Source organism: Lysinibacillus zambalensis (assembly GCF_040183165.1).
Classification (GTDB): Bacteria; Bacillota; Bacilli; order Bacillales_A; family Planococcaceae; genus Lysinibacillus; species Lysinibacillus zambalensis.
In genome coordinates this window covers 14,676-29,050 of record NZ_JBEGDG010000038.1, presented here as the reverse complement: position 1 = coordinate 29,050, position 14,375 = coordinate 14,676, and the positions used below count along the sequence as shown (strand labels likewise).

16 protein-coding genes and 1 pseudogene are annotated in these 14,375 nt (G+C 36.7%); 1 reads left to right on the top strand and 16 read right to left on the bottom strand.

The window, feature by feature from the left end; all coding sequences use genetic code 11:
* Positions 1-537: 537 nt before the first annotated feature.
* A pseudogene (locus ABNX05_RS25205) lies at positions 538-687 on the top strand (MerR family transcriptional regulator); the annotation flags it as partial.
* 119 nt (positions 688-806) lie between these two features.
* Here ABNX05_RS25205 and ABNX05_RS25200 read toward each other — a convergent pair.
* The 16 genes from ABNX05_RS25200 to ABNX05_RS25125 all read right to left on the bottom strand — a co-directional run bounded on the left by ABNX05_RS25200 (position 807) and on the right by ABNX05_RS25125 (position 14,357).
* Complete coding sequence (locus tag ABNX05_RS25200; protein WP_349662203.1) at positions 807-935, bottom strand: hypothetical protein; 129 nt, start codon at positions 933-935, stop codon at positions 807-809.
* A 534-nt stretch (positions 936-1,469) separates the two neighbouring features.
* On the bottom strand, positions 1,470-2,297 hold the full coding sequence (locus ABNX05_RS25195; protein ID WP_349662202.1) for a M23 family metallopeptidase: 828 nt from the start codon (positions 2,295-2,297) through the stop codon (positions 1,470-1,472).
* Between the two features lie 211 nt (positions 2,298-2,508).
* Positions 2,509-3,936: a calcium-binding protein gene (locus tag ABNX05_RS25190; RefSeq protein WP_349662201.1), complete on the bottom strand. Its 1,428-nt coding sequence runs from the start codon at positions 3,934-3,936 to the stop codon at positions 2,509-2,511.
* Between the two features lie 161 nt (positions 3,937-4,097).
* Positions 4,098-4,769, bottom strand: a complete 672-nt coding sequence (locus tag ABNX05_RS25185; RefSeq protein WP_349662200.1) for a M15 family metallopeptidase — start codon at positions 4,767-4,769, stop codon at positions 4,098-4,100.
* Complete coding sequence (locus ABNX05_RS25180; protein ID WP_349662199.1) at positions 4,766-5,170, bottom strand: phage holin family protein; 405 nt, start codon at positions 5,168-5,170, stop codon at positions 4,766-4,768. Before ABNX05_RS25180 ends, ABNX05_RS25185 begins: the two co-directional genes overlap by 4 nt.
* 189 nt (positions 5,171-5,359) lie before the next feature.
* Positions 5,360-5,962, bottom strand: a complete 603-nt coding sequence (locus ABNX05_RS25175; RefSeq protein ID WP_349662198.1) for a hypothetical protein — start codon at positions 5,960-5,962, stop codon at positions 5,360-5,362.
* A gap of 108 nt (positions 5,963-6,070) precedes the next feature.
* Positions 6,071-6,181, bottom strand: a complete 111-nt coding sequence (locus ABNX05_RS25170) for a CD1375 family protein (RefSeq protein ID WP_349662197.1) — start codon at positions 6,179-6,181, stop codon at positions 6,071-6,073.
* Positions 6,181-6,588 (bottom strand): hypothetical protein, encoded by a 408-nt coding sequence (locus ABNX05_RS25165; protein WP_349662196.1) that lies wholly within the window; start codon positions 6,586-6,588, stop codon positions 6,181-6,183. Before ABNX05_RS25165 ends, ABNX05_RS25170 begins: the two co-directional genes overlap by 1 nt.
* A 13-nt stretch (positions 6,589-6,601) precedes the next feature.
* Entirely contained in the window at positions 6,602-8,158 is a 1,557-nt protein-coding gene (locus tag ABNX05_RS25160; RefSeq protein ID WP_349662195.1) for a hypothetical protein, read from the bottom strand.
* Complete coding sequence (locus tag ABNX05_RS25155; RefSeq protein WP_349662194.1) at positions 8,158-8,706, bottom strand: putative phage tail protein; 549 nt, start codon at positions 8,704-8,706, stop codon at positions 8,158-8,160. Before ABNX05_RS25155 ends, ABNX05_RS25160 begins: the two co-directional genes overlap by 1 nt.
* Positions 8,699-9,784: a baseplate J/gp47 family protein gene (locus ABNX05_RS25150; RefSeq protein ID WP_349662193.1), complete on the bottom strand. Its 1,086-nt coding sequence runs from the start codon at positions 9,782-9,784 to the stop codon at positions 8,699-8,701. The genes ABNX05_RS25155 and ABNX05_RS25150 overlap by 8 nt, the downstream gene beginning before the upstream one ends.
* The gene (locus ABNX05_RS25145) at positions 9,784-10,188 is read right to left on the bottom strand and encodes a DUF2634 domain-containing protein (protein WP_349662192.1); all 405 of its coding nucleotides are present in this window, start codon (positions 10,186-10,188) and stop codon (positions 9,784-9,786) included. Before ABNX05_RS25145 ends, ABNX05_RS25150 begins: the two co-directional genes overlap by 1 nt.
* Complete coding sequence (locus ABNX05_RS25140) at positions 10,185-10,502, bottom strand: DUF2577 domain-containing protein (RefSeq protein WP_349662204.1); 318 nt, start codon at positions 10,500-10,502, stop codon at positions 10,185-10,187. The genes ABNX05_RS25145 and ABNX05_RS25140 overlap by 4 nt, the downstream gene beginning before the upstream one ends.
* A gap of 1 nt (position 10,503) precedes the next feature.
* Positions 10,504-11,466: an XkdQ/YqbQ family protein gene (locus ABNX05_RS25135; RefSeq protein ID WP_349662191.1), complete on the bottom strand. Its 963-nt coding sequence runs from the start codon at positions 11,464-11,466 to the stop codon at positions 10,504-10,506.
* The gene (locus tag ABNX05_RS25130) at positions 11,459-12,127 is read right to left on the bottom strand and encodes a LysM peptidoglycan-binding domain-containing protein (RefSeq protein WP_349662190.1); all 669 of its coding nucleotides are present in this window, start codon (positions 12,125-12,127) and stop codon (positions 11,459-11,461) included. The genes ABNX05_RS25135 and ABNX05_RS25130 overlap by 8 nt, the downstream gene beginning before the upstream one ends.
* The gene (locus ABNX05_RS25125; RefSeq protein WP_349662189.1) at positions 12,120-14,357 is read right to left on the bottom strand and encodes a tape measure protein; all 2,238 of its coding nucleotides are present in this window, start codon (positions 14,355-14,357) and stop codon (positions 12,120-12,122) included. Before ABNX05_RS25125 ends, ABNX05_RS25130 begins: the two co-directional genes overlap by 8 nt.
* Between the last annotated feature and the right edge of the window lie 18 nt (positions 14,358-14,375).

Genomic DNA, 14,375 nt, shown 5'->3' with positions numbered 1-14,375 from the left:
GGACATAACTGGTCAAAACCTTAAAAAGCGTGAGAAATCAATTTTGGTAACATTGATTTCTCGCGCTTTTCTGATGTGGAATTTTTTAATTTTCCCGTGAAAACATATTTATGTCCCAGCGTCATTACTTCTATTGGCTCTGATTGTGATTTACTTTTTATTAACAACAAGGCAATGCTAGTCTAGCCTATAAACATTACCTTTTGTTTTTGTATTTATTTAGTGTTCCAATTGTCGATTTCAACCAATAGTAATTGTCAAAAAGATGACCGCCCATCAACGAGTGGCCTTTTTAGGTTTATTCAGCGATAGTATAATAATCCGATAACAATCTAACTTGGTGACCCCGTAGTTAAAAAATACATTGCTAATAATATCAACCAAATTACACCTATCACTATAACTAAACGTTTCATACTCAAGCCCCCTATCAGACCAAACTTCCAATAATCTATTCCGTTATTTTAATTATACCCCTTATAAAATTGATTTGAATATAATTCCATATCTTATATTTCCCTCACTATCATTCGTGACGATATAATACAAAAGTTAGCGAATACTAATGTGGAAGCAATGGATATTCAAGAACTTTAATGTATGATAACCGCCCCTTTCACTGAGGATGAACAAAAATGGTTTAATCAAGCGATAGAGTTTTATATGAAGCAAGTGGAACTGGAATAAAAACAGCTCTATTTGTAGGGGCACAAAGCCTCTACGTCATACCATCATCTAATTTAAGATGGTATCTTTAAGCCGCCAATACTAGTTAACTAAAGCCATATCTATCGCAACATACTGCTTTATAAGAACCAAAACAGCACTTCAATTTGAATACGTTCTTGTACAGCCGTAATCTTATACTCATGCTCTTTAATATATTTGAGTTGTTTCGAACGTCTAGCAATCACCGAAATAATTATGGGGTACATGATTTTCTCTCCACTCCCCCATTAGATTAGCTTCTTTAAATAACAAGTAAGTTAATCACTACTGATATTGATATATCAATGTTTTCAAACAAAAAAACACTCGCATTTTTAGCGAGTGTTTCGTAATTGTTAGGACAACCACTTCGGTGGTGTGTTTTTCTCCCAGAGTTCAAATGATTTTATATTATGTATTTCCCTATAAATAGATTGCTATAGTATCAACGTTCTATAGTGTACCACACTTTTTGATTTTAATATTATTGTATATTTTCATGTACTCTTTTGGGGTACATCTGGGGTACCAAATATTTTGTTCATCTAGCGTTAAAATATAAATAATATAATAGAAGAAAGCCACTCATTTTTTCAAGTGAGTGGCGTTATATCGATATTCATTTTCTAACGTAGTTATACTTAAATGATAGATTCATTTATCCTTCTTTTAAACTCAAAAAAAGACTAGCATGGCATAATTGCTTTGCTAGTCTTTTATCTTATTAAACATACTAAGTATATTTAAAATATCTTTTTATTCTAGTTTTTAGTTACTAATACTTGGTCTGCTTTTACCCATTCTGTGCCCAAATTGTACCAACCGTCTTTAGCTGCATGTACTTTATAAGTTCCTGGTGCTAATTGACGTTTAATTGCTCCGTTAGGAGTGCTATACGTATTGATAGTAGATGTAACAGTTGCATGGTGATTAGCAATAGTTCCGTAAGCATGGTGAACATAACCAGACCCTACATTATAGAATAGAGTTCCATCAGCTGCGTATTCTCTTTGACCATACACTTTGTATTTTCCACCAGCTTCAAGTTGACCGATAATTTCATATCCAACATTTTTGAACACATTTGCTTTCTGAGTAATTGTAATCGTTGCCCAAGTTCCATCATAAGTATGATAGCCAACTGTTGGCTTGTCCCCGTTTAGATAAGGCATAGGGTCTACTGCCTCTGATTGAGACACTCGTGCTTTTTCATATATTTCAAAGTGCACGTGTTGACCAGTTGAACTCCCACTGTTCCCCATAACACCAATTTTATCGCCTTGATTTACCGTGTGACCAACAGAGACACTAATAGATTGTAAATGAGCATAAAGAGTATCATATGTCTTCCCATTAATATTGTGTCGAACAATTACATAGTTTCCATAACCACCATTACATGTATTACCGATAGAACCATTATTAGAACAACCACCAACGGCTTTGTTAATCACACCCGCAGTTGAAGCGTGTACCGGTACATTGGAGCTACTATTTGCAATGTCAACTCCATAATGCATTGAACCACTTCTCATGCCATAAAGGCTTGTATAAATACCTTCAGCTGGTTTTATAAATACCTGTTTCATCAAACATTCTCCTTTTTTGAACTTTCTATATTTTAGTAGTATTAGATTGAATAATAAATTGATATTTTTTAAGTAATAATTAAGTAATAACCAAAGATATATACTAAAAATAATACCAAGTTAATAGAATAAGCCCATTACCAATTAAGCTAATGGGCTTAAATTCCCAAACATTCTTTCCTCTATAACTTGGTTATTCTCAAAGCATTTTTTAATTAAGTGTTGTGATTCCACTATTCATGGCACCAGCTAAGCCTTGAAGGATTCGGGATGCACCAGCTTCTGCTTTTAAACCAGTATTAGTTGACACAATGTTATACGGAAGTGCTGCTGAACCTGCTTTGTTTGCAATTGCAGAAGTCAATTTACCAGAGGTTACCAGAGTGTGACCACCATACCAAGCTGTTGTGTAAAGATAAGCTGTTACAGATGCTGCATCAGCATTACTTTCTTGCAGCATGTTGTACTGTACATTAGAGTTAGCAATAAAATCTGCTCCTGGAGTGAACGTAGAAGTAAAGTGTTGATAACCCGCAAGAGCGTAACCTGCTGTTGGAGCAGATGGACTACCAGGATATTCTGAACCACCTGGAGCTGCATTTGGACCGCCTGGCATAAAGTTAGGAAGACCAATTTCGAACGAACGTCCTTCGTTTAGAATTTGAGTGTTGTAGTAGTTCATGATCTCAGCTGCTGTTTGTTGACAAACGTGAGAACTTAAAGCAACTGCATTTTTGAATTGAGGAACTTGTGTTGTTAAGCCTAATTCAGCAATTCGGTAAGCACGAGCTGCAAGGTTAAGACCCCAGATAACGAATGCGTTGTAACCAGACGATGGGAAATACCCTCGCATTTGGTCAATTTTACTCCCATTACCATTATCACCTGCACGACCTGCACCGATGTTTACACAAAGTTCAGTTAAACCATTGTTATCACGAGAGTTACCGTATGATTGACGTAGGCGTGTACACATTTGTGTGAACCAAGCGCTTAAGTCAGAATAGATTGCATTACCAGCACCGTTAATAGCTGCATTGATAAAGTGAACTGCACCTAGACCAAGAGTTACACCATTAAGTGCTGTAGGAGCATGTTTTGTACCAGCTAATGCTCCAACACTAACTGTTACCCCTTTACCATTTGATTGATTTACATTTTTGTAATCAGGTTGAGCAGTAATACGAGTGTAGAAGTTGCTAACATAATTAGTAAGTAATGTACGAAGTTCAGTTTGAGTTACCGGATTAGATGAACTAGCTTGTGTATATGAAGCCATATTAGCATCTTTGGCTAGAGCTAATGCTGCATAAGCACCTAAAGCTAAAATCGGGTTTTCTGGACCAACGTTGGCTGGATTAGCTGGGTTAATAAATGCTTTGTAATTGATTAAAATACGGTGAATACGAGTTAAGATTTGACCACGAACTGTCGCAGAAGATGCGTTAGAGTAAAGGGATGTCAAGAATAGCAATTGACTTCCTGCACGTTGACGTTTAACTCCTACTGATTTATCTGGTGTACCAAAAATATCATGGAAGTTAGTTTTTGAACCTGAGTCGGCTGCCAAACGTACTGCACCATCACCCATAATGTTAGTAAAGATTTTTTCTGCTTCTGTTTTGACTGTAAATGCCAAAGAAAACAACCCCTTTTTATTTTTTTAAATTAAAACAGAACATCTGTTCCTATTTATTATAGAACAAACGTTCTGTTATTGTCAATAACATTTGGTTTTTATTGTTTTAGGAAGAAAAAAAGCCCGGTATCTCATTATTGGTGAGTACCTGGGCTGTACTGTTAATTACTTCTCTGTGCAATGATAAGTTTCAAACCTTCATAGTCACCTGTAGTCATTGTTCCATTGTCGAATTTATCTAACCATGACTTATCAATTAAACCTTTATCTACTGCTTGTTTAATAAAGTCACGTACTGCGGCTTTAGTTGTCTTGTTTGTAAATTCCATTTTATCATCATCCTTTTCAGTTGGTTTCGGCTTATTGTCTTCCACAATTAATTGCACCTTTACAGCACTACTAGTTGGGACGATTACTTGTCCTTCAAGCTTATAACCTTTAGGGATAACCCCATTCGACTTTATTTCGAAATGAGGTCGGTCAATGCTACCGATCCAATCCCCTCCCCATGTAATGCCTAACTTACGTGCAATAGCTCCCACTCGACTAAGTGTTGCTACATCATATAAAGATTGTGGAGGGCCAACAGCAACGTCCCATGCTAGGCGTGATTTGTGATTGCTATCTAGTGTCCAAGTAACAATTTGTCCTGGTCTAGTACGCCCCTGCTCATATAGATATTTCTGCCGTTCCTGTGAACGATATGTTTCGGTAATGAAAATGTTCTTAATGCCTGCTTTAAAGCACTCTTGGAATAAGAGTTTCACAGCTAATCTAGCTGGTGGCAATAGTTCAGAAATATCCCGGCATGTTGTAGTTACGCTTGTGCTCATTTCACTTCACCCTCTCCTGTTTTATCCTTTACGATGGATAAAATGTTTTTAATAAAGTCAGGCATTGGTAAGCCCATTTTTGTACCATTTTCTGTGATAGAAATAAACTCTAAAACACAAAATGCAATGGCTGCCCCATCCCCTGCATACTCGATACCCGGAATTACAAGTGAAAGTAAGTACACCGAACTCACTAACATTAAGTAATAGATTTTTCGTATGATTCCATTAAAACCAACACGGCTATTTAAGTTTTGATTAACGATTCCACTCATAATGCCCGTGATATAGTCGATAGCCATGAATCCAATTAAGACGGTTACGGCCATACCTAAACCATTTACTGAATAAGACACTATAGTGCCAATTGCTCCACTTACTGCTGCAATCCATCTTTCCATCAACATCATTCCTTTGCCCTTTTTGGTATAAATAAAAAGCCATGAGAAGCATCGAGAATCGGTAACATGTACCGTTGCCCATCTCGATTGCTCTCATAGCGCAAAATAAAAGCCCTTCAAAAGTGAAGGGCTTTAAAATGGTTCTTATTTTCAATTGAATGTTTACCACGCTTTTTGGTAAACATTACATTAAAAAACAAAAAATAATCTTTTGTTTGCTATTGTCTTTAGTTTTAATCCAGCAGAAGTAGTTGTAGCATTCGTATAGTTATTGGATAAGAAACGAATATGGTCTCTTATCATATATGATTCATAGAGTGTTACCTCTTGTGTAAAACACTCAAAAACTCTGTTAAATTCTTCAGTATAAGCATTCTTATCACCACTATGCTTCAAAGAAATTTCACTAGATATTTTAGGGATTAATATTGCTTTTTCCATTATTGATGCTGTTATCTGATCTGATGCGTGTTTTCTAAATTCTTCAATTAAAGTTGCATTTTTATAGACATCTCCAATCAATGTATATTCATCATCATCTAGAATTTTCGAAAATAAATATTTATATTTATCCCAAGAGTTGGTAGTTATTACAGGATTAGAATTGAAATATTTGTCCGCACTTTTTATTCGTTCAATTTGCTTTTCAATGTCTCTGATTTCCATTACTATAATATTTGCTGCTTTACGCTGTTCATCTTTCTTACCCCATATATAATTTACAAAAGCAAAAAGACCGACAATTAATATAACAATCGTTTGAAACAAATTGCTATCTAAAAATTTATACATAAACCTTCTCCTTCATCCAATTAAATAACAAGCTATTTAATTATTCGACAAAAGGAAAGGATTTCCTTCTAATTTAGACAATAAAAATAACGCTAGCTTACGCTGCGTTTACTTGTCTTCGTTATTGAGTAATGTTTGTACAGCTTCTCGCCACAACAACGGTACCTGGTCAACAGTCCGCAAACTCATTTTAATTAAATCCCAATATAATTTAGCCATTATAAAACCCCCTTAGTTGTTAATGTTTCTACTACTTCGGCAACAGCTAATTGATTTTCTATTTTGTCTTGTTGCTGTGCTTCTGCTGATTCAGCTAAAGCCAACATTAACGTTTTATTTTCTGCTTTTACGGCGTTTAGTTCTTTTTGCAAGTCTTTCATAATTTGCTCTGGTGAGGTAGGCGGTAACACGACGTCGGAATACTTGTAGAATAGTTCCTGTGTATCCGTGTTGTAAAATAACTCAGGACGTTTATCAGGAATGTTTTCAGCTTGCGGCACTTCGTCCACTAAAACACCCATTTTTAACTCTTCCTCTGATAGCATTTCAGGCGCGTAATGCTGTGTCCCGATACGCTGTATGTTTGGTTCGTTTGTCTTTTCTAGAAATAAAAATATTTTTCCCATGTGTATGGCTCCTTTATCTTTGTATTTTTAGGGTTTTAGCGAAAACAGCTGGGTATTCTTGTGTGTAGGCTCTTGGAGGCACTACTACATTCTCTGACAGTCCAATACTTTTGGATGGAAGCGTAGTATCGACGTTAGTAGGGTACGTAAACTCCGCCAAAAATGTAACGCTTAGTCCATTTGGAGCTAATCTATAAGTTCTTATGTCGGTAGGCGTTGCATACCCCAGTAAATCCCCTTTGATAGCTAATCCCGAAGTTTTATTGCCGTTTACAGCGATTCTTGGGGTTTTGAGAAATAAGTTTACGTCAAGAACATGAAGATAACCTACGTAATCCAAAAAGGATAACCCACCTATATTATTAGCGGCTATAGACAATATAAAATAATCGTAGCCCGCGTTTTCTGGAGGTGTATATTTTACAGCCGTAGAGAATCCATTAGCTACAAATCCGTGAATAACTCTGCCACTAGCTAAATAAACATAAGGACTCGCAAACTGAATCTGTGACGGCGTAATGTCGTTTGTATGATTAATACTACTTAAAACTGGGCTTGTAGCTAGAAGCTTACCATCAAGATTAAATCTAAAAAGCCACGCGTAATAGCCATAGTTAACAGCAAGAACCATTATTTCTTTAGTTCCATTTATGTCAACTAAACAGAGGTCTGGAGCATTAGACACATTGTAACCCGAAACAGATATCGGAGAAGCTTTTAACGTAGTACCTGTTAAAGCGTCCATAACCTCAATTCCGATACCGCCGCCGTAACCCAGTACATTATTATAGTCGGCAATGGTTAAATAGAGTTTGCCTTCATATACAACAATTCGAGAATTTCTGTATTCATACTTTACATTCTTTTTCCACACAAGCTGTCCCGTTGACGCTACAAAACAGAAAACATGAGAATCACTGGTAGTAGTGCAATAAGAAAATGCATATTCTACACCGTTTACTATGGCTACTTCGTGATTTAAGCTACTGAAATTGACACCGCCATTAATAGCCATCCTTTGACTTACATCCACATAATGTCTATTGATAAGGTCGTTAACCTTTATTGTGTCACCTGTATAATATCCACCCCCTTCACCCTGTAATTGAAAAGCCGAACCCGTGAATACTACAGTATAGAAAAGTTGCCCCTGTACATCGCTAGGTTTTAAAGCCGCGCCGCGACTGTTGTACAAATTGTAAGCGGATGTTTTACCGTATTTAGGACTGTCAATTTGTAAGGTTACAGCACCCGTGTTATGCGTTGCGTTTTTAAATCTAAACGCAGCACCCACTTTAGGCTTTACAGGTGAACCTTCTAAGAAAAGTTTATCCGTGGTAATGACTTTAGCGTTTTGACCTACAGCGTCGCCTATATACCGAACATGACCGTCGTCTTGTTCAATATGATTATCGACCTTTGTGTCAGTTTGCTCAGATTCATCAAACTTTTCTTCAATGCGTTTTATTTCTGTATCAATCTTATCTAGATTGTTATTTACTGTATTAACATCATAAAAATCGTTTTCGTTGTCCTTTGTAAATCCATAATTTCTTGTCTGAGTTGACATTAGGACATCACTTCCTCTCTCAGTTGTTTGTGAGTATATGCAGCCAATTGAGCGTGTGTAAAACGTGCTAGGGTGATATGTTGGTTGTATCTGATTTCTATATACAACAGCATGTTTTGTGGTGTTACTCGCTCAAGTAATACCTCTACAATCTCAAACTCACGAGCTACAGTTAACTCCATCTTTACACGCACCCACTTCTCGGATGCACTACGAGTAAGCTCATATTTCCCCTCTCCTAGCAAGCTATCAAGTAACTGTTTCAGGACGGGATAACTATAAGGTGCTTGCTCTTGATATCTTGATAAGATGCGGAAACGACGTGTCTCAAGTGTTTCTGATTCACCTGCAACTAAGCCGAGCATTTTCTCATAACGACTTGCGCCACGATCATCTAAAGTTAAGATGAATTGATTATTGAGTATAGATTCAACTAACTCCCAAACTTGCTCTAGTGATGGGTTTTCAATTTCAGATACTTTTTGAAGCTCTTTAATTTCATGCAAGATAGATGGTAAATAGCTTAAAATATCAACTTCCCTAGCCACTGAAAGCCCCCCTCAATGGAATAGCTTCTTTATCCAACTCAAGATTACTTGCTCCGCCATTTAACGTTGTATTAGCGATATCAATGACACCATTAACACCAAGTATGCGAGTCTCGATTTGGCTAATACGTACAATCAATCCTGTATTATCTTCTTGCTTCGTAACAGCCTTTGCCCATAGTTCTGCAATTTCTTTAAAATATCCATCGATTACTTCTTTAATAGCACTCTCTACATCTGCAAAGGACCAGCCGGATTGTAAAGTTAGTGTTGTAGCTATATTTACTATTGTTTCAGTAACAGCCGAGATTGTAACGATATGGTCTATAGGAGCAAGCCCAACTCCGTCACCTTGAGCATCTAATGGATCTACTAACTGTTGTACCAAGTCTACTAATGCTGTGGACGGCTTCGAGTATGTGGAGTCAATGATTGTAACACCAACAGTTCCACCTCCGTACTTAGCTCGATAGATGCGCGCACCTCCAACACCAGGTATGTTTCCTACGCGCTCTTTGTAATCAGCTCGATTGCCACCAAACGAAACACTTTCAAAGCTATTGAAATAACGTGACCTGAAAGCTTCTGTATCTTCCTCGTTCTCTCCCGGAATCAATACATCCGTTAACTTAGCAGCTTCAAGGTCTTCAATATAATCAATCGGTATTAATTGGCCTGTCTCGAAATTCCCGACTTCTCCAACAGTCTCACATTCCATCTTAAAAACGCCGTTTTCGATTTTTTCAAGAACAACATAGTTGTATTCTTCCTGTGAAAAACGTGCTCCAATAGGTACATCAATATTGAATATCCCTTTTCTGATAGCAAGAGTAGCAGGATTTGCGCTAAGGCCTCGCTCAGCAGCGCGTCTAACTAAATTTTCTCGTGGGGCAGTATCCGCAAACATTTGGTTTTCAAAGTTCATCAGTGTAAACAATATTTGAACTGTCTCAGCTGTATTAGCTGCTGTCGCTTGATAAATCAAAGATGTCTCGCGTTTATCCTGTGTCGGAACGTTTGTAAGCTTTTGAGCTAATAAATCCTCATAAGAAGTATTCAAGTCGAATGGTGTTACCATTAATAATCCACTTCTTTCTCTGCTGTGATTTCACCAAATATGGTGTGTGCTGTGTATTGTACATGCACTTTGTTTTTATTAGTTGTTACGACAAAGGAATCTACTTCTGTAATGCGATCATCCTGGATTAAAGCCTCACGAATACGTCGTTTTACTTCACTGGCAACAAAAGCTGTTGACTGCCCTATTAAATCATCGGACTCAAATCCTGTGTTCCAACTGTAAATTAAGTGATCGAATCGCTCGATATTGAGCATTAAAAAAATCGCTTGTTTTATGGCTTCTAGTTCATCAACAGTGCCATAACAGCGATCTAAGTCATTATTTATTTTGAAGGTATTAGATGGCTCAATAACTTCCTCAAAATCAAGTGTCAATCCATCGTTATCAACTTGTGGAATCATTTAACCACCTCTTTATCAATAATTAAATATTGTTGACCACCGTGGGCACGAATCATGGTTACTTTATCGCCTTGTATTAAGCCGTTATAAACTGTATAAATCTGTTTTGCTCCATTATCAATGCTCATTTCAATTTCATGGCCTTTTACTGCTCTTGTAAGTTGTAAATGATCCTCATTTAATATTAGTTTTTGATCAACCTGGACTTGCAATGGGCTTGTATTTACGACTGTACCATGAACAACATTAGTAAGTTTTTGAGCAGTTATAGCGTCAATGGCTATCTTTTTAAACATCTGTAAAATATCAGTCATATCAGGCAATAAAATCACCACCAATCAATTTTAAATCCATATGATGCTCTGATTCTTTGAATATGTGCTTTGCTGTTTCCACCATCATAAAATTAGCAACAATTATGTCACCAAGATTCATCTGTACAGCTACCTGACTTCCACCGCGTACTAAAGGATCACCGAACACTTTATTAACCTGTAATTTCCTCGATTTACGATTATAAAGCTTTAACATACCATCAGCTTTTGCTTTAGCATTATCATTTTCACCTAATTTTTCAGTAAGCTGTAACACACCCCATTGATTGATTTTGCTGCCATCTTGGGCTATGTATACATCTCGCTTACCTGTTTTTTTATTTTCTCGTACAAGTTTGATTTTGTTATAGGTGTTTTCATCTATGGACGTTGTGTACTCAAATGATTCGCCGGATTCTTTATCAATCAGTAAATTTGTTTTTAGTGATCTGGCTTCTTGTAAACTCAATGCCCCAAAATTATCGTATAAAACATACAAGCTTTTAGTATGAAGAGTTGTTTCTCCTAAAGCATTATCCATGATAGTGAATAGCTCTTGGTTATCCTCAACCATAGATGGGATAACATGCTTTGTATCGGCAACAGTCCCAGTCTTTAATTTAAAATCCTTCGCAATCATTTTAAGTACCTGAGCAGCCGTTTTTTTAGAATAAACATAAGTATCTTTGTTTTTAAAGTATCGCAGTTGATCATAGCAAGTAACAGTAATAATACGGTTATCATTACGTTTCTTTGTGAACACAAAACCGTAAAAAATCTTATGGCCGTCATATTCAAAACGGACTGCATCACCTTCGTGGAAACTTAATACTTCATCCTTAATAACATTGAATGTAAGTTTACCTGGTGTACCTTTTCGATGTATCTCCCACTCAATACCTTCTTCAACAGCACATTCAACTAGCTGTCCTTTACTCATGATATACAACTTTGATTTAGCCAAGTTTTATCACCTGACCCTCTTTTATCTTGTTAGGATTACTAATATTATTGATCTTTGCTAATTCTGTATATTTTGAGCCATCACCTAAATACTTTTTAGCAATGGCCCATAATGTGTCACCTTTTACTACCGTGTGAGTCTTTGGTGTTGTCTTATTTGTTGCAGGGCGTTTTTCCTCGACAACTGCTTTTGAAGTAGATTTAGAATTACTTTTTGTATCTTTTTTTATAGTGATCTTTTTATTTCCGTAAGCTCGATACTGTTTAAGCATGATACTAACCGTTACGTCAAATCCGTTATCAGCAGATTCTTTTATCTCATAATCTTCAAGTGTAACTGTTATATTAGTGTCAAAAAGCAAGTTTCCATTTGGCATCATGCGGTTTACAATAAACTGAAATGGTTTGTCTGAGATCTTTAATTTCTCTATTTTGTCGAGATAAAATGTAGCCGCCTGAAAACCGTTGGGATAAACAGCAAACGGATATTTGACGTTTGGGAGTAATACCTCAAACTCAATATCCGTTAGTCCTGGTTTCTTTATAATGTTTACTTCACCATCGTTCATCAATACAATACTTTCATTACGACCATTAATTTTCGTGGTCATTTCCGAAGGTGCAACAGGAAATTGTACACCGTCTGCAAAAAAGTTATACATATTCCGTTGGACCTCCCTCTGCTAACATTGCAGCTACTTCCTCTGCACGTTCACCAAAACGATTAATGACACCATCAATATCCATTTCGCTATTTATATGATTTTCATTCTTCATATCAATAGTAATTTCAGCTGTTGTATAACGGTTGATAGCCTCTCGTTCAGCAATGTCACGCAAATATTTTAAATCTTCGCCAGCGCCATCCATTTTCTTGGCCATTTTCGCTGTATTTTTTGCTGTTTTATCGCCGTTACGATTCCCTTTATCTAACTTGTCACCTAGACCACTAGGGTCACCGGCATCATTCATGGCGTTTTTCATTGCATCTTCAATTGCTTTACTAGTATCAATCTTGTCTTTATTTTTATCAGAACTAAATAAATCATTCCCCCAGTTGTAACCTGTATCCCAAGCAGTGCTTAAAGACTTCAACTCCATTTTTGGAGCTTCCCAGTAATCCTCCGGAGCTTCACCGACCCAATCATTTATACCTTTTTTTATTTTTGATAAGTCTGCTGTTACAGATGTTCTAGATTTAAATTCATCCATTTTACCGATATCAACACCAGGTATTTTGTTTAACGCATCTATTAACCAGTTAATTGCACCAATAGCCATATTAGCACCACTGATAAACAAATTAGCAAGATTTGTTGCAGCACTATCAAAGCTTCCAATCATACTAGTTGCCATATCGATCGCATTGTTTGCTAAATTTCCAAAATACCGTTTTACTGTATAGGTTCCGTCCGACCAAATATTTACCCAAAATTCTACTATAGCCGCAAAAATGTTCCATAAATAAGCGATTATATTATAAATAAACGTACCTAACATCATGAAGAAACCTGCTATTGCGCCAGTAGCACTATAAGATGTACCTGCGAAATGATTTATTGCAGCAACAGCGATATATATGATCCCTATCAGAATAATAATAGCCATTATAATGATAAAAATCGGATTAGACATTAATGCTGCATTTAATCCCCATTGCGCAGCTGTTAAAGCCATTGTTGCCTGTACACCCGCCCAACTAGTCGCCGTCATAAGCCCAAGAGCTAATGTCTTGAGTCCTAACCAAATAGTAGAAGCTATTTCAGCTGCTTTTGTTATTAAAAGCGCAGTTCCGTATGCTCCCATTGCTGCTGTTACCCCCCATAAAACAGGTGCAATCAACGACCAATTATCATAAACAAAACTTCCGCCAGCAGCCAAGATATCCATGACGAATATAGCCACATCAGCCATTTGTGTTAAAGTATCAGTTGTACTTGCTATCAAACTTTTAAACCTATCACTATTAGCAATTTCATTTAAATTTTCTAAAACCCCTCGAAATGCCCACAGAGCTTCATTTTTGAAACTTATCCATAGTTGGGACCATGTCATCGGCATACTTTCAAATTTCTTATTAATATCATCTGCTGCTGAAAACATAGCTTTTTTTACTATATCAGCAGTAATTTCGCCATTACTTGCCATTTCACGAATTTTACCGATTGAAACATTTAGATATTCAGCAATATTCCGTATTACATTTGGGGTAGCTTCGAAAACAGCATTTAATTCTTCACCACGTAGTACACCACTACCCATTGCTTGTGTTAATTGTAATGTTGTAGATGCTATACCTTCTATATTTGTACCTGCTATTACAAATTGCTTATTTAACAATTCACCAAAAGCTACAGTTTCAGCATTCGATTTAAAAGCTTCACCAGCATTCATGGCTAATTTCGCAACCATGTCAGCAGTATCCGCATAAGCACCACGAGAACGTTGTGCACTGTCATAAATCATTTGTTGTAGTTGATCAGTAGTTTGTAAACCATCATTAATTAAATTCAATCGTGCAGTTGTATTTGTCAGTTCATCTGATAAACCAAATACTTTACCAACTGTTTGAAAACTTAAGTACGCAGCTGCAATACCTAAAACTTTGTTTAGTAATCCATCAGCCGCACTAGTGCCATCTCTAATATTATTTGTAAATCTTTGCTGTGAATTAGATGCATCTGTAATTTCGCTTTCTATTCTATTCATAGCTTCTGCTGCTCTTGCTAATTCTCTATTAGCTAATTGAACGTTTGATGTATCCATCATTCGCCCTGATGCCACGTGCATTGCTTCCATTTGATTAACCATCATGGACACAGCACTATGCATAGCGCGCATTGGTTGACTTAATCGATCTTGGATTTGAATCGCTGTACGTATTGTAGCCACATTCTCACTCCCTTTCCA